This window comes from Pseudomonas sp. EZ-C24, from assembly GCF_014525325.1.
Taxonomy (GTDB): domain Bacteria; phylum Pseudomonadota; class Gammaproteobacteria; order Pseudomonadales; family Pseudomonadaceae; genus Aquipseudomonas; species Aquipseudomonas shirazensis.
Window position 1 is genome coordinate 87,784 of record NZ_JACDIU010000008.1, and the last position, 19,704, is coordinate 107,487.

Below are 19,704 nucleotides of genomic sequence, written 5' to 3' on the forward strand. Positions count from 1 at the left end.
GGAGCCGGCCGCTTCAGGGCCGGATCTCGATCATGGTGCCATCCTTGACCATGCTCCATACCTCGCGCATATCGGCATTGCGCATGGCGATACAGCCCTCGGTCCAGTCCAGGGTATGGAAATACCACTCCGGGTATTCCTCATCCAGCGGCGTACCGTGGATCATGATCATGCTGCCGGCGGATACGCCTGCGCGGCGGGCTTTGGCGGCGTCGGTGATGTTTGGGTAGGAGATATGCATGGCCAGGTTGTAGCGGTCGCTGGCCTTGCGCCAATCGAGCCAGTAGAAACCTTCCGGGGTGCGTTTGTCGCCTTCGCGCTCCTTGGCGCCCTTGGGCTGCTTGCCCAGCGAGATGCGGTAGGTCTTGAGCGGCTCGCCGCGGCTGATCAGTTGCAGGCGGCGTTCGGACTTGAGCACCAACACCTTGTCGATCAGCGGTTGCTGGGTCTGCTGCTGTTGCTGCTGCTGCTGCTGCTGCGCGGGCGCCTGGGTTTGCACCTGGCCCTGGGGCTTGCGAATGATGACTTCGGTAAACGCCGCTTGCGACACCGAAGCGACACCACAGCAGATAAGGGCTAGCAACCAACGCATGAAACGGTATCCCTGCAGACTAGGTAATGGGCGGCGCAACGGTCATCGGCGCCACGTATTCATGGCCTATGGGGAAGTGCTGCTCGATGCGGTCGCGATAATAGCATTCTAGTGTGCGTGCGACTGTGCGAAAAGCCAGATGGTCCCACGGGATCTCATGCTCCTCGAACAAACGCACCTCCAGGCTTTCGACGCCGACGGCATAGTCCAGATCGGCCAGTTCGGCGCGGAAGAACAGGTGTACCTGATTGATATGCGGCAGGTCGAACAGCTGATACAGCCTCATTTCGCCGACCCTGGCGCAGGCTTCTTCGACGGTTTCGCGACGAGCGGCCTGATCGATGGTCTCGCCGTTCTCCATGAAGCCTGCGGGCAGAGTCCAGAAGCCGCGGCGTGGCTCGATAGCGCGGCGGCACAGCAGCACCTGGCTGCCATGGGTCGGTAGCACCCCGGCGACGATGTTGGGGTTTTGGTAATGGATAGTCTGGCAATGATCGCAGACGTAGCGCAGGCGGCTGTCGCCGTCGGGGATGCGCTGGATGACCGGCTTGCCGCACGCGCTGCAGAAATTCATGCTTTGCTCCCTTTATATGCGCCTATCTTGGCGCGCCTTGCCGCCCGCCAGCAAGTGCCCGTCGGCCAGGGCTTGGGTGGCCCGCAGCTTTTGGTGCATCATGCACGGCAGGCCTTGCAATCGAGAGTGCGTATGCTGGACGAGCTGTTGCGCCGAATGAGCAACCATACCCCCGCGGCCATGGCGGGTGACCGTCGTTTTCCGGAAGCGGCGGTGCTGCTGCCCATCACCCGCAGCGATGAGCCCGAGCTGGTCTTGACCCTGCGGGCCAAGGGCCTGTCGACCCATGGCGGCGAAGTGGCGTTTCCCGGTGGACGGCGTGACCCGGAAGATCCGGATCTGGTGTTCACCGCGCTGCGCGAAGCCCATGAAGAGATCGGCCTGCCGCCGGGCCTGGTGGAAGTGATCGGGCCGCTCAGCCCGCTGATTTCGCTGCATGGCCTGAAGGTGACGCCGTTCGTCGGTTTGATCCCTGACTACGTCGAATATCGGCCCAACGACGCCGAGATTGCCGCGGTGTTCAGCGTGCCGCTGGAGTTCTTCCGTCAGGACCCGCGCGACCACACCCACCGCATCGATTATCAAGGCCGCAGTTGGTATGTGCCCAGCTATCGCTATGAGGGCTACAAGATCTGGGGTTTGTCGGCGATCATGATCGTCGAACTGGTCAACCTGTTGTATGACGCAGGTATCAGCCTGCATCAGCCGCCTGAGCGTTTCATCAATATCTGAGTGGGGTCGACCCCACCAAGCCGCCGACCGTGAGGAGCCAACCATGAAGTACCGCCTGGGTAACATGCACGTAGAGACCCATCCCACCAGCTGGACGGCACCGACCGCCACGCTGATCGGCAAGGTCCGCCTGCAGGCCGGGGCCAGCGTCTGGTTTGGCGCGGTGCTGCGCGGCGACAACGAGCTGATCGACATCGGCGAGGGCAGTAATGTCCAGGACGGCACCGTAATGCACACCGACATGGGCTCGCCGCTGACCATCGGCAAGGGCGTGACCATTGGCCACAACGCCATGCTGCATGGCTGCACGGTTGGCGACCACAGCCTGATCGGCATCAACGCGGTGGTGCTCAACGGCGCGCGTATCGGCAAACACTGCATCATCGGCGCCAATGCGCTGATTGCCGAAGGCAAGGAAATCCCTGACGGCTCGTTGGTGATGGGCTCGCCGGGCAAGGTCGTGCGCGAGCTTACCGATGCGCAGAAAACCATGCTCGAAGCCAGCGCCGCTCACTACGTGCACAACGCCGAGCGCTATGCCCGCGACCTGGCCGTGCAGGAAGACTGACATGAGCGAAGTCGAACGTCCGGTCAGCTCGCCCTGCGTGAACATCTGCGCGCTGGATGAGCAGGATATCTGCACCGGTTGCCAGCGCAGCGTGGCCGAGATCAGCCGCTGGGGGCGGATGGATAACGACGAACGTCGGCAGGTACTCAGGCTGTGCCATGAGCGGGCGCTGGCGTCCGGGATGATTGTTGGCCTGTGAGGCTGGCGTTGACTTGAAAATCAAGTAATCTGTGCGGCTTGCCCGAAGGTCGCTCACCATGTTCTATCTGCTCGCCTATATCAGCAGCGTAGTGCTGATCAACTACGCGTTTTCCAGCGCTCCGCATCTGGACGTGATCTGGTCCGCCTGGGGCGGGCTGGTGTTCATTCTGCGTGACATGGTGCAAACCCGCTTTGGCCACGGCGCGCTGGTGGCGATGCTGGCCGCGCTGGTGCTGTCATACATCACCTCGGAACCGGCCATCGCCCTGGCCAGCGCCACCGCGTTCTTTGTCTCCGAACTGATCGACTGGCTGGTGTTCAGCATCACCAAGCGGCCGCTGCGCGATCGCCTGTGGCTGAGTTCGGCGCTGAGCATTCCGGTGGACACCTTTATCTTCTTCGGCATGATCGGCGCGTTGACGCCGCTTGTGGTCGGCACCGCCATGGCCTCCAAGTTTGCCGGTGTCAGCGCCGTGTGGTTGGCGATGACCTGGCGCGCACGCAAGGCAGCGCTGCTGCGCTGAGCGCCGCGCCTGTTGTAGAATACCGGTCCTTTTTCAGCGGGTAGCGCTCAGCCTGACGCCGCCCCGCACGCCCACGAGGACCTGAAATGACCCGTATCGGAACTCCACTGTCGCCGACCGCGACCCGTGTACTGCTGTGCGGCTGCGGCGAGCTGGGCAAAGAAGTGGTGATCGAGCTGCAGCGCCTGGGCGTCGAAGTGATCGCCGTCGACCGCTACGCCAACGCGCCGGCCATGCAGGTCGCGCACCGTAGCCACGTCATCAACATGCTTGATGGGGTTGCGCTGCGGGCAGTGATCGAGGCAGAAAAACCGCATTACATCGTCCCTGAAATCGAAGCCATCGCCACCGCGACTCTGGTCGAGCTGGAAAACGAAGGCTTCAACGTGGTGCCAACCGCACGCGCGACTCAGCTGACCATGAACCGCGAAGGCATTCGTCGCCTGGCCGCCGAAGAGCTGGACCTGCCGACCTCGCCGTACCACTTCGCCGACACCTTTGAAGACTACGCCAGCGCCGTCAATGACCTCGGCTACCCGTGCGTGGTCAAGCCGGTGATGAGTTCGTCGGGCAAGGGCCAGAGCCTGCTGCGCAGCGCCGATGACCTGCAACAGGCCTGGGACTACGCCCAGGAAGGCGGCCGCGCCGGCAAAGGTCGGGTAATCGTCGAAGGCTTTATCGACTTTGAATACGAGATCACCCTGCTGACCGTGCGCCACGTCGGTGGCACCACCTTCCTTGCACCGGTCGGCCATCGTCAGGAGAAGGGTGACTATCAAGAGTCTTGGCAGCCACAGGCGATGAGCGCCAAGGCTTTGGCCGAGTCGCAGCGCGTCGCCCAGGCAGTCACCGATGCCCTCGGCGGGCGTGGCCTGTTTGGCGTCGAGCTGTTCGTCAAAGGCGATCAGGTGTGGTTCAGCGAAGTCTCGCCGCGCCCGCACGATACCGGCCTGGTCACCTTGATTTCCCAGGACCTGTCGCAGTTTGCCCTGCACGCACGGGCGATTCTCGGTCTGCCAATTCCACTGGTGCGTCAGTTTGGTCCGTCGGCGTCGGCGGTGATCCTGCCGCAAGGCAAGTCGCAGCAGACCAGCTTCGCCAACCTTGGCGCTGCCCTGAGCGAGCCTGACACGGCGATCCGCCTGTTCGGCAAGCCCGAAATCGACGGCCAGCGCCGCATGGGCGTGTGCCTGGCGCGTGACGAGTCGATCGAGGCCGCACGGGCCAAGGCGACCCGTTCAGCGCAGGCGGTCAAGGTCGAGTTCTGATTCAGCAATGGGGCTGCCTTGCAGCCCCAACTTCCATCAGAGGTGCGCGTTGCGCGTCTCCTTCAGGCACAGCACAGCCAGCAGGCTGATCAGCGCTGCCGCCGACACATACCCGCCAACCCAGCTCAAACCGCCCATGCTCACCAGCTTCTGGGCAAAGAACGGTGCCGCCGAGGCGCCGACAATACCGCCCAGGTTATACGCCGCCGACGCGCCGGTATAACGCACCTGAGTCGGGAACAGCTCGGGCAGCAACGCGCCCATCGGCGCGAAGGTCACGCCCATCAAGAACAGTTCGATCGCCAGAAACAGCGCCACGCCCGCGGTCGAGCCTGAGGTCAGCAGTGGCTCCATGGTAAAGCCCGATGCAATTGCCAGCAGTGCGCCGACGATCAGCACCGGTTTGCGCCCGTAGCGGTCGCTGAGCCAGGCCGACAGCGGCGTGGCCAAGGCCATGAACACCACTGCAAAGCACAGCAGGCCAAGGAAGGTCTCGCGGCTGTAGCCAAGGGTGCTCACGCCATAGCTGAGCGAGAATACCGTCGAAATGTAGAACAGCGCATAGCACACGACCATGGCCGCGGCGCCGAGCAGGGTTGGCCGCCAGTGTTTGGCAAAGACATCCACCACCGGCATCTTCACCCGCTGATTGTCGGCAATGGCCTTGGCGAACACCGGGCTCTCTTCAAGCTTGAGGCGCACATACAGACCAACCAGCACCAGTGCGGCGCTGAGCAGGAATGGGATGCGCCAGCCCCACGCGCGGAACTGCTCGTCACTCAGGCCCAGAGCGAGGCCGAGGAACAGCCCGTTGGCCGCCAGAAAACCAATCGACGGGCCAAGTTGCGGGAACATGCCGAACCAGGCGCGCTTGCCTGGCGGGGCGTTCTCTGTGGCCAGCAGTGCTGCGCCGCCCCATTCGCCACCCAGGCCCAGGCCTTGGCCAAAGCGCAGGATGCACAGGATGATCGGTGCCCACACGCCAATGCTGTCGTAGCCCGGCAGCACACCGATCAGCGTGGTCGACACGCCCATCAGCAGCAGCGAGGCAACCAGAGTCGATTTACGGCCGATGCGGTCGCCAAAATGGCCGAACAGGGCGGAACCCAGCGGCCGCGCCATGAAGGCGATGCCGAAAGTCAGAAACGCCGCGAGCATCTGCGCGGTGCCCGAGCCGGACGGGAAGAACACCGGGCCGATCACCAGCGCGGCGGCGGTGGCGTAGACATAGAAGTCGTAGAACTCGATCGCGGTGCCGATAAAGCTGGCGGTAGCCACCCTCGCTGGCGAGTTGACCGGTGCTGCCGGGGTCGAATCGGAATAGGTGCTGCTGGTGGTCATCTGTGTAGATCCCTGACAGTCGAAGCTCCATGGCCGGCGCAGGTCAGACAGGCAGCTGCGCGCGCACAGGCGCTGGAGCGAATGGTTGTGGGTCGCTCGACTGATCAAAGCCCTGGGGGTAGGCGAGGGGAGCGGGCACTGTTCAGGATGGTGAGGCAGGCGCGCGGGGTACATCAGTGGAGCGGACTGGCCGTGTGGCGCCAAATGCGGATAGCGGGCGCGACGGCAGGGCTGGGTAAGCGTGACCCGAGTATAGCTAGCGGGTCACGGTCCAGACCAGTACCTTGCTCGCACAATTGTCTTCGGTTTCAAGGATTTCCAGCCGGTAGCGGCCAATCTTCAGGCACACGGCACTGGCCGGGATGCTTTCCAGTGCCTCGGTGACCAACCCGTTGAGGGTCTTCGGCCCGCCGTCACAGGGCAAATGCCAGCCCAGGCTGCGGTTGACCTCGCGCAGCGAGGCGGCGCCTTCGATGACGAAGCGGCCGTCGGCCTGCGGATGAATGTGCGGGTTCTGCGGGCTTTGCTCGTCCTCGAACTCGCCGACGATTTCTTCGAGGATGTCTTCCAGAGTGACGATGCCCAGCACTTCGCCGTATTCATCGACCACCACGCCAAGGCGCCGTTGCTGCTTGTGAAAGTTCAGCAGCTGCATCTGCAGTGGCGTGCTTTCGGGTACGAAGTAGGGCTCATAGCAGGCGGCGGCAATCGCCTCCAGGGTCAGCTCGGCGTGTGGCAGCAGATGGCTGATCAGCTTGGTGTTGAGGATTGCCTCGACCTGGTTGATGTCGTTGTGAAACACCGGCAGGCGGGTATGCCGGCTGACGATCAGTTGTTCGATGATGCGTTCGATAGGGTCGTCGAGATTGATCCCATCGACTTCGTTGCGTGGCACCAGAATGTCGTTGACGGTGATCTCGTCAAGTGAACGCAAACCATCGAGCAGGCCGTGGCGCTGGGCTTCGAACTCGTCCTGATCGTCATCGTCGTTATTCTGTGGGTGCAGCGCAACCGCAGTCGGCGCCGGGCGGAACGGGCGCAGGATGAGCTTGGCGATGCCGTCGAGCAGGCACGCCAGCGGTTGCAGCAGAGTCAGCGGCAACTTCAGCAGGTTGGCGCCAAGGCTGACGAACGCTTCCGGATTACGCCGTACCATTCGCCGCGGCAGGTATTCGGCCAGTACCAGCACCAAGACCGCAGCCATCAGACCGCCCAGCCAGAAGCCGTGCTCGCCGCTGTAGCGCTGACCCAACAGGCAGCCCAGGCCAAACACCAGTAGCTTGCCCAGGCTGGCGCCGAACACCAACGCCTGAGCCGGCAAGGCAGGTGCGGCAGGCTCTGTGCCACGTGGTTGCGCGTTGAGTTGTTGGCGGGCGCTATCGACCGCAGTGAACAATGCCGCCCACAGCAGCGCCAGGGCCAGGCAACCCAGCAGTGGCGCATGCAACTGGACGAACAGCGGCAGACTATCCATGGACCACCGTCAGATATGCAGGATGAATTCGCGTACCAGCTTGCTGCCGAAATAGGCCAGCATCAGCAGGCAGAAACCGGCCAGGGTCCAGCGGATCGCCTTGTGCCCGCGCCAGCCCAGGCGGGTGCGGCCCCACAGCAGCACGCTGAACACCACCCACGCCACGCAGGCGAGCAAGGTCTTGTGCACCAGGTGCTGGGCAAACAGGTTGTCGAGGAACAGCCAGCCCGAGATCAGTGACAGCGACAGCAGTGCCCAGCCGGCCCAGAGGAAGCCGAACAGCAGGCTTTCCATGGTTTGCAGCGGCGGGAAGTTGCGGATCAGCCCGGACGGGTGCTTGTGCTTGAGCTGGTAGTCCTGCAGCAACAGCAGCAGCGCCTGGAACACGGCGATGGTGAACAGCCCGTATGCCAGGATCGACAGCAGGATATGGGCAAGGATGCCCGGTTCTTCGTTGATCAGCGGCACTGTACCTGCGGGGGCGAACTGCGCCAGCAAGGCGGTGATCGCGCCGAGCGGGAACAGCAGGACCAGCAGGTTCTCCACCGGAATGCGCAGGCACGCCAGCAGGGTCAGGGCGATCACTGCGACGGCGATCAGGCTCGAGGCACTGAAGAAGTCCAGGCTCAGCCCCAACGGGGTGATCAACTGGAAGAACAGCGCGCCGGCCTGGGCGATGACCGCGATCGTGCCGAGCAGACCGAGCAGGCGCTTGTCGGCACGCGTGCCCTGGGCCAGGCGCATGCTGTGGTAGATCGCAGCGGCAATATAAAGGCCGGCGGCGAGCAGATTGGGGATGAGGCTGGGTGAAGAGAGCATAAGTCCTGATAGGCAAGCCCGGGAAGATCGCGAGTTTGGCATAGAACGCGGGTGCCAAGGAAGGCCGAAGCACGGCTCTGCCGTTGATCCAGCGCAGGCCTCGCGCTGCGGATGATTGGGCCGATGGTCCTGTACATGGTGTGCGCGGCGTCAAGTCTCCGCTATAATCGCCGGCTTGCTGTTCCCCGTGCGTGTCGATTACCGCCGGGGCGCCTGACAAATCGCGGCTTTGCCAAGCCTGAAAGGATCACCATGTTCGAAAACCTGACCGACCGCCTGTCACAGACGCTGCGCCATGTCACCGGCAAGGCCAAGCTGACCGAAGACAACATCAAGGACACGCTGCGCGAAGTGCGCATGGCGTTGCTCGAAGCCGACGTTGCGCTGCCGGTGGTCAAGGATTTCGTCAACAGCATCAAGGAACGCGCAATCGGCACCGAGGTGTCGCGCAGCCTGAGCCCGGGCCAGGCGTTCGTGAAGATCGTCCAGGCCGAACTCGAAAGCCTGATGGGCGCAGCCAACGAAGACCTTGCCCTGAACGCCGCCCCGCCCGCCGTGGTGCTGATGGCCGGCCTGCAGGGTGCGGGCAAGACCACCACCGCCGGCAAGCTGGCGCGCTTCCTTAAAGAGCGCAAGAAGAAGTCGGTAATGGTGGTGTCTGCCGACGTCTATCGTCCGGCGGCGATCAAACAGCTGGAGACCCTGGCAGGCGAAGTCGGCGTGACCTTCTTCCCGTCCGACATCAGCCAGAAGCCTGTGGCAATCGCTGAAGCGGCGATCCGCGAGGCCAAGCTCAAGTTCATCGACGTGGTCATCCTCGACACCGCCGGTCGTCTGCACATCGACAGCGACATGATGGACGAGATCAAGGCGCTGCACGCTGCGGTCAAGCCGGTCGAGACCCTGTTCGTGGTCGACGCCATGACCGGTCAGGATGCCGCCAATACCGCCAAGGCGTTTGGTGATGCGCTGCCGCTGACCGGCGTAGTGCTGACCAAAGTCGACGGTGACGCCCGTGGCGGTGCCGCGCTGTCGGTACGCTCGATCACCGGCAAGCCGATCAAGTTCATCGGTATGGGCGAGAAGAGCGACGCGCTCGAGCCGTTCCACCCTGACCGTATCGCCTCGCGCATCCTCGGCATGGGCGACGTGCTCAGCCTGATCGAGCAGGCCGAGCAGACCATCGACAAGGCCAAGGCCGACAAGCTGGCCAAGAAGCTGAAGAAGGGCAAGGGCTTCGACCTCGAAGACTTCCGCGACCAGCTGCAACAGATGAAGAACATGGGCGGCCTCGGCGGCTTGATGGACAAGCTGCCGAGCATCGGCGGGGTCAACCTGTCGCAGATGGGCAATGCCCAGGGCGCGGCCGAGAAGCAGTTCAAGCAGATGGAAGCGATGATCAACTCGATGACCCCGGCCGAGCGCCGCGATCCCGATTTGATCAGCGGTTCGCGCAAGCGCCGCATCGCCCTCGGCTCCGGCACTCAGGTGCAGGACGTCGGCCGGTTGATCAAGCAGCACAAGCAAATGCAGAAGATGATGAAGAAATTTTCCACCAAGGGCGGCATGTCGAAGATGATGCGCGGCCTTGGCGGCATGATGCCAGGTGGCGGCATGCCCAAGATGTAACCCTACTCAGGCCAGTGGCGCGAAGGCGCGGCTGGCCGGGATCCCGCTTCGGCGGGGACACCGCTGCCTTGCGAGAGGCAGCTTTATCGCAGATCGGCAGGCGGGTCTTTTTTCAGGGTGAACAACCCGGTGAAAAAAGGCATTTGCAAATGTCCGGATATTCCTTGAGAATATGCGGCCTTTCGGGCACCCGTGTGCCCGCTGTGCATCATGATTTGCAGCACCGACTACAGGAACGATGTTCAATGCTTACCATTCGTCTTGCCCGTGGCGGCTCCAAAAAGCGCCCGTTCTACCAACTGACCGTAACCGACTCGCGTAACCCGCGTGACGGCTCCCACATCGAACAGGTTGGCTTCTTCAACCCAGTCGCTCGTGGTCAGGAAGTTCGTCTGTCCGTTAAACAAGACCGCGTTGCTCACTGGTTGAGCGTTGGCGCACAGCCGTCTGAGCGTGTTGCTCAGCTGCTGAAGGAAGCTGCCAAGGCTGCTGCCTGAACAGTATGAACGCGACGCCAGAAAAGGCTGACGACCTCATCGTCGTTGGCAAGATTTTTTCGGTACACGGCGTTCGCGGCGAGGTGAAGGTTTATTCCTTTACCGATCCGATTGAAAACCTGTTGGATTACCAGAACTGGACGCTTCGGCGCGAAGGGACGGTCAAGCAGGTCGAGCTGGTCAGTGGCCGTTCCAATAAAAAGGAGCTGGTCGCCAAGCTCAAGGGCCTCGACGATCGTGACGAAGCACGTCTTCTGAGCGGTTACGAGATTTGCATCTCGCGAAGCCTTTTGCCCAACCTGACTGACGACGAGTACTACTGGTACCAGTTGCAAGGTCTGAAAGTCATCAACCAGGACGAGCATCTGTTCGGCACGGTTGATCATCTGTTGGAGACCGGCGCGAACGATGTAATGGTGGTCAAGCCTTGTGCAGGCAGCCTGGATGACCGTGAGCGTCTGTTGCCCTATACGGCGCAATGCGTGCTTGCAGTCGACCTTGAAGCCGGCGTGATGCGGGTCGAATGGGACGCGGATTTCTAACTGATGGGTAACCTTCGCGTAGAAGTCATCACGTTGTTCCCCGAGATGTTCTCGGCCATTACTGAGTACGGCATTACCAGCCGCGCGGTGAAGCAGGGCTTGTTGCAAGTCACTTGCTGGAATCCGCGGGACTACACCACAGATCGTCACCATACGGTGGATGATCGGCCGTTTGGCGGTGGTCCGGGGATGGTGATGAAGATCAAGCCTCTGGAAGATGCACTGGCTAGCGCCAGGCAAGCGACCGGAGCAACGGCGAAGGTGATCTACCTCTCGCCACAGGGCCGCAAGCTGGATCAGCAGGCGGTTCAAGGCTTGGCCGAACAGGAATCTTTGATCCTGATCGCCGGCCGATACGAAGGCATTGACGAGCGCTTTATTGAGGCTCATGTCGATGAAGAGTGGTCGATTGGTGACTATGTACTTTCCGGTGGCGAGCTGCCGGCCATGGTACTGATCGATGCGGTTACGCGGCTGCTGCCCGGAGCTTTAGGGCATGTAGGCTCGGCGGAGGAAGATTCCTTCACCGATGGCTTGCTGGATTGCCCGCACTACACCCGACCTGAGGTGTATGCGGATCAGCGTGTACCCGACGTGTTGCTAAGTGGCAACCATGCACATATCCGGCGATGGCGGATGAAGCAGTCCCTTGGTAGGACCTTCGAACGTCGCGCCGATCTTCTGGAAAGTCGCTCACTTTCTGGAGAAGAGAAAAAGCTGCTCGAGGAATACCTCCGCGAGCGGAACGATAGTTAACGTATCGATGGTGGATCACGTTTTCCACCTTAGGAGCACAGCATGACTAACAAAATCATCCAGCAGCTCGAAGCAGAGCAGATGAGCAAGGAAATCCCTACCTTCGCACCAGGCGACACCATTGTCGTCCAGGTTAAAGTGAAGGAAGGTGATCGTTCCCGTCTGCAGGCATTCGAAGGCGTTGTTATCGCCAAGCGTAACCGCGGTCTGAACAGCGCCTTCACCGTGCGCAAGATCTCCAGCGGCGTTGGCGTTGAGCGTACCTTCCAGACCTACAGCCCGCAGATCGACAGCCTGGCCGTGAAACGTCGTGGTGACGTGCGTAAAGCCAAGCTGTACTACCTGCGTGACCTGTCCGGCAAAGCCGCTCGCATCAAAGAAAAACTGTCCTGAGTACAGTTTGACTGGCGGCTGCGGCCGCCATGCGAGAAAAAAAGCAGCCTTCGGGCTGCTTTTTTGCTTTCTGCAACCTTGCCTTAGTGATGTGACATAACCATGACCAATACCCGCGAGCAGGAAATCCAGCGCCGCACCGAACTGTCGATAACCCGCGTGACCAAGGCGGTGTTCCCCAACACCACCAACCACCACAACACCTTGTTTGGCGGCACCGCGCTGGCCTGGATGGATGAAGTGTCGTTCATCGCCGCAACGCGCTTTTGCCGCTTGCCGTTGGTGACCGTGTCGACCGATCGCATCGACTTCAAACACCCGATCCCGGCCGGAACCATCGTCGAGCTGGTCGGCACTGTGATCAAGGTGGGCAATACCAGCTTGCAGGTGCAGGTCGATGTGTTCGTCGAGAACATGTATCTGGATGGCCGCGAGCGCGCCATTCATGGGGTCTTCAGCTTTGTCGCCATCGACGAGGACAAACGCCCGGTGCCGGTGCTGGCCGGGTTCTGACGCCTGCAGCGCCGAGCGCCGATGACAGCGTGTCGGTGGCTGTGAAACACTCAGCCCATCTTCCCTGGATAGCGACTGTGCATGCCCGCCCTTGACCACCCTTTGATTGACCAGTTTCTCGATGCGCTGTGGCTTGAGAAAGGCCTGTCCGACAACACCCGCGTGTCCTACCGCAGTGACCTTGCGCTGTTCAACGGCTGGCTGCAGGAGCATGGCGTTGCCCTGCCAGATGCTGGTCGCACGTTGATTCTCGATCACCTGGCCTGGCGCCTCGATCAGGGTTACAAGCCGCGCTCGACGGCGCGTTTCATCTCCGGCCTGCGTGGCTTCTTTCGCTACCTGCTGCGGGAGAAGCTGATCGCCGTCGATCCCACCCTGCAGATCGACATGCCGCAACTGGGCAAGCCACTGCCCAAGTCGCTGTCGGAGGCTGACGTCGAGGCGTTGCTGCAGGCGCCGGATCTCAGCGAGGCTATTGGTCAGCGTGATCGGGCCATGCTCGAGGTGTTGTATGCCTGTGGTTTGCGCGTTACCGAACTGATCAGTCTGACCCTTGATCAGGTCAATCTGCGCCAGGGCGTGGTGCGGGTAATGGGCAAGGGTAGCAAGGAACGGCTGGTACCAATGGGTGAGGAAGCTGTGCTGTGGCTGGAGCGCTATGTGCGTCATGGCCGCCCTGAGCTGCTCAACGAGCGCCCCAGCGACGTGCTGTTCCCCAGCCTGCGCGGCGAGCAGATGACCCGGCAGACCTTCTGGCACCGGATCAAGCACCAGGCCAAGGTTGCCGGAATCGACAAGGCCCTGTCGCCGCACACCCTGCGTCATGCCTTTGCCACGCACCTGCTCAATCACGGTGCAGACCTGCGCGTGGTGCAGATGCTGCTGGGCCACAGTGACCTGTCGACCACGCAGATCTACACCCATGTAGCCAAGGCTCGGCTGCAGCAGCTGCATGCACAGCACCATCCGCGTGGATGAAGCAAATTCATGTTGCGCCTAGCGGTCGCTGAGGGCTCATTCAGCACAGCCTGATGTGGTAGGCTTGGGCGGTTTGCACCAAGGGCCGCACGGTCGCCGCGGTTTTTACCCGCAGGTGACGTCTTCGGCCCGGTCCGTCTTCAGGAGTACCCCATGCGCGTGACCCGTATCATTGCCGCCGCCGGCTTGGCGCTGGCCAGTACCTTTGCTGTGGCTGCAACCAGCGAAACCAACAATGGCGCCGCCGAGCAGGCAATCCGCAAGAGCCTGCAGACCCTCGAACTGGAAGTGCCGATCGAGAGCGTCGCCAGCAGCCCGCTCAATGGCCTCTATGAAGTCAAGCTGCAGGGCGGCCGCGTGCTCTACGCCAGCGCCGACGGCCAGTTCGTCATGCAGGGTTATCTGTTCCAGATCGCCGACGGCAAGCCGGTCAACCTGACCGAGAAGACCGAGCGCCAGGGTATCGCCAAGCTCATCAACGGCATTCCAGCTGCCGAGATGGTGGTTTATCCTGCCAAGGGCGAGACCAAGTCGCATATCACCGTGTTCACCGACACCACCTGCCCGTACTGCCACAAGCTGCACGCCGAAGTACCCGAGCTCAACCGTCGCGGTATCGAAGTGCGCTATGTCGCCTTCCCGCGCCAGGGCCTGGGTTCGACCGGTGACGAGCAGTTGCAGGCCGTCTGGTGCTCCAGCGACCGCCGCGCGGCGATGGACAAGATGGCCGATGGCAAGGACGTCAAAGCGGCCAAGTGCGTCAACCCGGTGGGCAAACAGTTCCAGTTGGGCCAGTCGATCGGTGTCAACGGTACGCCAGCCATCGTGCTCGAAAGCGGGCAGGTGATTCCTGGTTACCAGCCAGCCCCGCAAGTGGCCAAGCTGGCCCTGGCTGCCGGCAGCAAGTAATCCAATTCAGTGCGCCGTCGCCATGCGGCGGCGGTAGTTTTCACGGTCGGCCGAGTGCCGGCCGTTCTATGGGGAGTTCACAGTGAAACCGGTCAAAGTAGGCATCTGTGGGTTGGGGACCGTCGGTGGCGGTACCTTCAATGTACTTCAACGCAACGCCGAGGAGATTGCCCGTCGTGCCGGGCGCGGTATTGAAGTTGCTCAGATTGCCATGCGCTCGCAGAACCCGAACTGTCAGATTACCGGTACCCCCATTACCGCTGACGTGTTCGAGGTTGCCAGCAACCCGGAAATCGACGTCGTCATCGAACTGATCGGCGGCTACACCATTGCCCGTGACCTGGTCCTCAAGGCCATCGAAAACGGCAAACATGTGGTTACCGCGAACAAGGCGCTGATCGCCGTGCATGGCAACGAGATCTTTGCCAAGGCGCGCGAGAAGGGCGTTATCGTTGCTTTCGAAGCCGCCGTTGCCGGTGGTATTCCGGTGATCAAGGCGATCCGCGAAGGGCTTTCGGCCAACCGCATCAACTGGCTGGCCGGGATCATCAACGGCACCGGTAACTTCATCCTCACCGAAATGCGCGAAAAAGGCCGGGCGTTCCCCGATGTGCTGGCCGAAGCACAGGCGTTGGGTTACGCCGAAGCCGATCCGACCTTCGACGTCGAAGGCATCGATGCAGCGCACAAGCTGACCATCCTGGCCTCGATTGCCTTTGGTATCCCGCTGCAGTTCGACAAGGCCTACACCGAAGGCATCACTCAGCTGACCACTGCTGACGTCAACTATGCCGAAGCACTGGGCTATCGCATCAAGCACCTGGGCGTGGCCCGTAGCACCGAGGCCGGTATCGAGCTGCGCGTGCACCCGACGCTGATCCCGAGCGACCGCCTGATCGCCAACGTCAATGGCGTGATGAACGCGGTCATGGTCAATGGCGATGCCGCGGGTTCCACGCTGTACTACGGCGCTGGCGCCGGCATGGAGCCGACTGCTTCGTCGGTGATCGCCGACCTTGTCGACGTGGTACGGGCGATGACCTGCGACCCGGAAAACCGCGTGCCGCACCTGGCCTTCCAGCCGGATTCGCTGTCGGCCCACCCGATCCTGCCGATCGAAGCCTGCCAGAGCGCCTACTACCTGCGCATCCAGGCCAAGGATCACCCCGGTGTGCTGGCTCAGGTCGCGAGCATCCTCTCCGAGCGCGGGATCAACATCGAGTCGATCATGCAGAAGGAAGCCGAGGAGCAGGACGGCCTGGTGCCGATGATCCTGGTCACTCATCGCGTGGTCGAGGAGCACATCAACGACGCGATCCTGGCTCTGGAGAGCCTGCAGGATGTAGTCGGCAAGGTCGTGCGCATCCGCGTCGAGCAGCTCAACTAATTTCGCCGTCGGGCCGCGTCTGCGGCCCGGGCCCCAGCATTGAAGGTTTGCACCATGCGCTATATCAGCACCCGCGGCCAGGCACCGGCCCTGAACTTCGAAGACGTCCTGCTTGCCGGTCTCGCCAGTGATGGCGGCCTGTATGTGCCGGAGAACCTGCCGCGTTTTACCCAGGAAGAAATCGCCTCGTGGGCCGGCCTACCGTACCACGAGCTGGCCTTCCGGGTGATGCGCCCGTTCGTGGCCGGCAGCATCGCCGACGCCGACTTCAAGAAGATCCTCGAAGAAACCTACGGCGCCTTCGCCCATGCGGCAGTGGCGCCGCTGCGTCAGCTTGGCTCCAATGAATGGGTACTGGAGTTGTTCCACGGCCCGACCCTGGCGTTCAAGGACTTTGCCCTGCAACTGCTCGGCCGCCTGCTCGATCACGTATTGGCCAAGCGCAACGAGCGCGTGGTGATCGTCGGTGCTACCAGCGGCGACACCGGCTCGGCAGCTATCGAAGGCTGCCGCCGTTGCGACAACGTCGACATCTTCATCCTGCACCCGCATCAGCGCGTATCGGAAGTACAGCGCCGGCAGATGACCACCATCTTTGGCGAAAACATCCACAACATTGCCATCGAAGGCAACTTCGACGATTGCCAGGAGATGGTCAAGGCCAGCTTCGCCGACCAGTCGTTCCTCAAAGGCACGCGCCTGGTGGCAGTCAACTCGATCAACTGGGCGCGGATCATGGCCCAGATCGTCTACTACTTCCACGCCGCCCTGCAGTTGGGCGGGCCGGCGCGTTCTGTGGCGTTCTCGGTGCCGACCGGCAACTTCGGCGACATCTTCGCCGGTTACCTGGCGCGCAACATGGGCCTGCCGATCAGCCAGCTGATCGTCGCGACCAACCGTAACGACATCCTGCACCGCTTCATGAGCGGCAATCAGTACGTCAAGGAAACCCTGCACGCGACCCTGTCGCCGTCGATGGACATCATGGTTTCGTCCAACTTCGAGCGGCTGCTGTTCGACCTGCACGGGCGCAACGGTGCGGCGATTGCCGAGTTGATGGCCAACTTCAAGCAGGGTGGTGGCTTCAGCGTCGAGCAAGACCGCTGGACCGAGGCACGCAAGCTGTTCGATTCGCTGGCGGTCAGTGACGAGCAGACCTGCACGACCATTGCCGAGGTGTTTGCCAGCACGGGTGAGGTGCTTGATCCGCATACGGCGATTGGCGTGCATGCGGCACGTGAGTGCCGGCGCAGTCTGGATACGCCGATGGTGGTGTTGGGTACGGCGCATCCGGTCAAGTTCCCCGAGGCGGTGGAGAAGGCTGGGGTGGGCAAGGCGTTGGAATTGCCGGCGCACCTGACTGACCTGTTTGAGCGGGAAGAGCGGTGTACGGTGTTGGCCAATGACCTGAAAGTGGTGCAGGGGTTTGTTAGCCAGCATGGCAATCGCGGTAAGCCATTGTGATGGGGTAGCTGGGGGACGCTTCTACATCTGGTTTGCCTAGCGCGATTTCTGTAGGAGCGGCCTCGTGTCGCGATTGGGTCGCGCAGCGGCCCCGGCGATCTCCGGTTCGTTCACCATTGCTGTGGGCTTATCCGTTTTCCGATGTTGGTTATGCGGGCCCCTTTCGCCCTTACGGCGAGTCACTTTTTTGGCAAACGCCCCAAAAAAGTAACCAAAAAAGGACTTGGCTCCACATCCGGCCCCTGCCCTGCGCTGCGGGGTTCCCTCGCTCTGGTCTTGCTCCCGGGAGGACCGCGCTGTACGGGCCATCCTGGCCCGCAGCGCTTGCCGGCCATCCATGGACCGTCACCTCCCTTCGCAAGACCTGCGCTCGGCCTCCTGAGTCGCCGGTGGATCAACATCAAAAGCAGATCAAGATCAAAAGCACGCCTCGCTGCGCTGGCGCAGATTAACAGCGGGGCCGCTTCGCGGCTGAACCCGCTCCCACAGAGTTCGCGTTGCCAGGAGTGGTGTGCAGTATGGAAGCGAGGTTGCTGGAGCGTCGAACCAAAGGTCTGCTGAGAGCATCGCATCCTGTGGGAGCGGGTTCACCCGCGAAGGTCTGCGAAGCAGACCCCATTCACGGATTGTCCTGTTCGCACTTTCAGCCTTTTCCTATATCCCTCGCACTTGACCCTTTCTACAGTTGGCGCTACTTCAACCCGGGCGCGCGGCGCTCAGGAGCGCCCTATGTACCGGCTCAACGTCGTCATCTATCACACTCGTCCCGCCCAGCAGATCAGCCTGCATCAGGCTTGCAATGCTCAGGGCATATTCAATGTGCGCATCGCCGACAACCTGGTCATCGCCACAACCTTGCTGGCTCGCCGGCGTGCACCTGATCTGCTGATCGTCGACCACGCCATGCCCAGTGCCGACGGCAAGGCGTTGCTGCAGCACCTGAGCTTGACCTGCCCATCTACGGCGTTGCTGTTGATCGGTCAGCCCCGTCCCGCGCATCTTGATATCGCCCAGCAGGCCCGGCAAAAAGGCTTGTGGGTGGTCAACGAACTGGCCTGGCCTTTGTCGATGCCAGCATTGCAACGAACGCTGCAGCGAGTAGGTGGCAGCCGCCATAAGCCTGCTGTGAGCGATTTTCAAACTGTCATGATGCGCGCGCATGCTCACTGAACCCCGCAGCAACGAACTTTCTGCGGCCGCCAAGGGTCAGTACCCATATAGCCAAAAAACAAGTGAGTGCGCCGGATGGAAAGAATTTGCAGACTGCTCAATGATGCTCTGACCCCTTACCAAGCTCACCTCGCCGCCGCCGATGCCAATGGCAATCGGCAACTGGTTCTGCGTGACCCTCAAGGCAATGTCACCCTGCAACGGGCTGTCACCTCGCGACAATTGCAGGAACAGAGCCTGCTGATAGATCTGGTCGATGGCCTGCATCGGGATGTGCAGATTGCCGAAGGACGCCTGCAGCCTTGTGTGATCGCTGCCCTGCAGCAGCGCCAACCGATTCACGGAACCTTTGCCAGCTGATTGCGTCTTATTTGCTAATGGCAGCCCAGCGGCGCTTTGCTCCGGTGACGTTGAGCTGCCACGGAAAGTCCAGATGACTTTCGCTTGACCCCGGTCGTCTTCCCCAGCGACCGGGGTTTCTTTTTTCTGGCTCAGGGCGTGGCGTAGGCCTGATCGTCGGCCAGCTCTGCGGCCCGCTGCATATACGCTTCGCGCTGCTCTGGATCTAGCCAGCGGGCATACAGATCCGGCAATGTGTCACGGCGCAGCGCCGGCAACAGTTTGTCGATATGGCCGATCGCCTCACGCCCGAGCGGTGTGTCGGAACAGGCGACATGCATTAGCTGGTAGGGCTGCACGCTCTGGATCGGATAAAAACGGTAACTGTGCGTATCCGCGCCTTGCTGATTGAGCAGGTAGCGCAACTCTGGCCAGTAACCCAGCACCAGCTGCAAACGGCCCAACTGCTGCATCTGCAGCAAGCTGGCGGTCGCTTCGGTGCCGTAGTGACGGTTGAAAGCGCTGTCGGGCAGTTGCCTGAGCAACTTATCGACCGAGGCGCTGTAACTGCGCTCGGCAACAATCCCGAGCTTCAACGTGCTCTGGGTCAGTAGGCGTTTGAGGTCGACGCTGCCGCCTTGCAGGTAAGGTTCGATCAGCGCCTGGTCCTCGTTGCGCACCAACAGGCCGCTGCTCAACGTGGCCATGGTCGGGCTGGAGAAATAAGCGTACTTGGCCCGCTCCGGGGTCCACAGCAGGGTAGGGTCGCAGGTGAAGGAGGGCTCTTGCAGCATCTGGATGCCGCGGGCGCGGTTGACCCGGACGATGCTGTGCTCGTACTCGGGCATCTGCGCGATCAGCAGCGGCAGCATGCGGTCGAGCACGCCCTGGCCTTGTTCAGGCCCTTCAAAGATCGTGAAGGGCGGCAGATCGCGGATCAGCCACAGCAGCTTTTCCTTGGCCGTGGCTACGCCGGGCAGCAGCGCGCAGCTAACTGCAAGCGTCAGCAGCCAGCGTAACTTGAGCCTGAACAC

At 61.8% G+C, this 19,704-nt stretch carries 23 protein-coding genes; 17 read left to right on the forward strand and 6 right to left on the reverse strand.

What is annotated here, in order from left to right; genetic code table 11:
* Positions 1–13: 13 nt before the first annotated feature.
* On the reverse strand, positions 14–592 hold the full coding sequence (locus tag IDM28_RS05175) for a murein L,D-transpeptidase family protein (RefSeq protein WP_188035500.1): 579 nt from the start codon (positions 590–592) through the stop codon (positions 14–16).
* Between the two features lie 19 nt (positions 593–611).
* Positions 612–1,166, reverse strand: a complete 555-nt coding sequence (locus IDM28_RS05180) for an NUDIX hydrolase (RefSeq protein WP_101317077.1) — start codon at positions 1,164–1,166, stop codon at positions 612–614.
* A 132-nt stretch (positions 1,167–1,298) separates the two neighbouring features.
* On the opposite strand from IDM28_RS05180, the gene IDM28_RS05185 reads away from it, so the two are divergent.
* The 5 genes from IDM28_RS05185 to purT all read left to right on the forward strand — a co-directional run bounded on the left by IDM28_RS05185 (position 1,299) and on the right by purT (position 4,459).
* Positions 1,299–1,898: a CoA pyrophosphatase gene (locus tag IDM28_RS05185; protein WP_101317079.1), complete on the forward strand. Its 600-nt coding sequence runs from the start codon at positions 1,299–1,301 to the stop codon at positions 1,896–1,898.
* 43 nt (positions 1,899–1,941) lie between these two features.
* Positions 1,942–2,466, forward strand: coding sequence for a gamma carbonic anhydrase family protein (locus IDM28_RS05190; protein ID WP_188035501.1), 525 nt, complete (start codon positions 1,942–1,944; stop codon positions 2,464–2,466).
* Between the two features lies 1 nt (position 2,467).
* Positions 2,468–2,665, forward strand: coding sequence for a DUF1289 domain-containing protein (locus IDM28_RS05195; RefSeq protein WP_101317083.1), 198 nt, complete (start codon positions 2,468–2,470; stop codon positions 2,663–2,665).
* Positions 2,666–2,723: 58 nt separating this feature from the next.
* Positions 2,724–3,191: a VUT family protein gene (locus tag IDM28_RS05200; protein WP_101317085.1), complete on the forward strand. Its 468-nt coding sequence runs from the start codon at positions 2,724–2,726 to the stop codon at positions 3,189–3,191.
* A gap of 86 nt (positions 3,192–3,277) precedes the next feature.
* Positions 3,278–4,459, forward strand: coding sequence for a formate-dependent phosphoribosylglycinamide formyltransferase (gene purT, locus IDM28_RS05205; RefSeq protein WP_101317087.1), 1,182 nt, complete (start codon positions 3,278–3,280; stop codon positions 4,457–4,459).
* A gap of 36 nt (positions 4,460–4,495) precedes the next feature.
* Here purT and IDM28_RS05210 read toward each other — a convergent pair whose 3' ends face one another.
* From IDM28_RS05210 to IDM28_RS05220, 3 genes are all read right to left on the reverse strand, one after another.
* Positions 4,496–5,800, reverse strand: coding sequence for an MFS transporter (locus tag IDM28_RS05210; RefSeq protein WP_101317089.1), 1,305 nt, complete (start codon positions 5,798–5,800; stop codon positions 4,496–4,498).
* A gap of 256 nt (positions 5,801–6,056) precedes the next feature.
* Entirely contained in the window at positions 6,057–7,274 is a 1,218-nt protein-coding gene (locus IDM28_RS05215; protein ID WP_150573305.1) for a transporter associated domain-containing protein, read from the reverse strand.
* 9 nt (positions 7,275–7,283) lie between these two features.
* The gene (locus tag IDM28_RS05220) at positions 7,284–8,093 is read right to left on the reverse strand and encodes an inner membrane protein YpjD (RefSeq protein ID WP_101317093.1); all 810 of its coding nucleotides are present in this window, start codon (positions 8,091–8,093) and stop codon (positions 7,284–7,286) included.
* Positions 8,094–8,345: 252 nt separating this feature from the next.
* Here IDM28_RS05220 and ffh point away from each other — a divergent pair, with 252 nt between their 5' ends.
* From ffh to IDM28_RS05280, 12 genes are all read left to right on the forward strand, one after another.
* Positions 8,346–9,722, forward strand: a complete 1,377-nt coding sequence (ffh, locus tag IDM28_RS05225; RefSeq protein WP_101317095.1) for a signal recognition particle protein — start codon at positions 8,346–8,348, stop codon at positions 9,720–9,722.
* A 245-nt stretch (positions 9,723–9,967) separates the two neighbouring features.
* Positions 9,968–10,219: a 30S ribosomal protein S16 gene (gene rpsP, locus IDM28_RS05230; protein WP_101317097.1), complete on the forward strand. Its 252-nt coding sequence runs from the start codon at positions 9,968–9,970 to the stop codon at positions 10,217–10,219.
* Positions 10,220–10,224: 5 nt separating this feature from the next.
* The gene (rimM, locus tag IDM28_RS05235) at positions 10,225–10,761 is read left to right on the forward strand and encodes a ribosome maturation factor RimM (RefSeq protein WP_101317099.1); all 537 of its coding nucleotides are present in this window, start codon (positions 10,225–10,227) and stop codon (positions 10,759–10,761) included.
* A gap of 3 nt (positions 10,762–10,764) precedes the next feature.
* Positions 10,765–11,517: a tRNA (guanosine(37)-N1)-methyltransferase TrmD gene (gene trmD, locus IDM28_RS05240; protein ID WP_103436271.1), complete on the forward strand. Its 753-nt coding sequence runs from the start codon at positions 10,765–10,767 to the stop codon at positions 11,515–11,517.
* A gap of 42 nt (positions 11,518–11,559) precedes the next feature.
* The gene (rplS, locus tag IDM28_RS05245) at positions 11,560–11,910 is read left to right on the forward strand and encodes a 50S ribosomal protein L19 (protein WP_023629812.1); all 351 of its coding nucleotides are present in this window, start codon (positions 11,560–11,562) and stop codon (positions 11,908–11,910) included.
* A 102-nt stretch (positions 11,911–12,012) separates the two neighbouring features.
* A complete protein-coding gene (locus IDM28_RS05250; RefSeq protein WP_188035502.1) occupies positions 12,013–12,423 on the forward strand; it encodes an acyl-CoA thioesterase in 411 nt (136 codons plus the stop codon).
* A gap of 81 nt (positions 12,424–12,504) precedes the next feature.
* Positions 12,505–13,401 carry a site-specific tyrosine recombinase XerD gene (gene xerD, locus IDM28_RS05255; protein WP_101317105.1) on the forward strand — a complete coding sequence of 299 codons (897 nt, stop codon included), beginning with the start codon at positions 12,505–12,507 and terminating at the stop codon, positions 13,399–13,401.
* 153 nt (positions 13,402–13,554) lie between these two features.
* Positions 13,555–14,310 (forward strand): thioredoxin fold domain-containing protein, encoded by a 756-nt coding sequence (locus IDM28_RS05260; RefSeq protein WP_188035503.1) that lies wholly within the window; start codon positions 13,555–13,557, stop codon positions 14,308–14,310.
* Between the two features lie 82 nt (positions 14,311–14,392).
* Positions 14,393–15,697 (forward strand): homoserine dehydrogenase, encoded by a 1,305-nt coding sequence (locus IDM28_RS05265; protein WP_101317109.1) that lies wholly within the window; start codon positions 14,393–14,395, stop codon positions 15,695–15,697.
* Between the two features lie 54 nt (positions 15,698–15,751).
* On the forward strand, positions 15,752–17,161 hold the full coding sequence (gene thrC, locus IDM28_RS05270; RefSeq protein WP_101317111.1) for a threonine synthase: 1,410 nt from the start codon (positions 15,752–15,754) through the stop codon (positions 17,159–17,161).
* A gap of 729 nt (positions 17,162–17,890) precedes the next feature.
* Complete coding sequence (locus IDM28_RS05275; protein WP_188035504.1) at positions 17,891–18,331, forward strand: response regulator; 441 nt, start codon at positions 17,891–17,893, stop codon at positions 18,329–18,331.
* A 75-nt stretch (positions 18,332–18,406) separates the two neighbouring features.
* Positions 18,407–18,691, forward strand: coding sequence for a DUF3509 domain-containing protein (locus tag IDM28_RS05280; protein ID WP_101317115.1), 285 nt, complete (start codon positions 18,407–18,409; stop codon positions 18,689–18,691).
* A 131-nt stretch (positions 18,692–18,822) separates the two neighbouring features.
* Here the strand turns inward: IDM28_RS05280 and IDM28_RS05285 are convergent, their stop codons facing one another.
* Positions 18,823–19,704 (reverse strand): TIGR02285 family protein, encoded by an 882-nt coding sequence (locus IDM28_RS05285; protein ID WP_401179469.1) that lies wholly within the window; start codon positions 19,702–19,704, stop codon positions 18,823–18,825.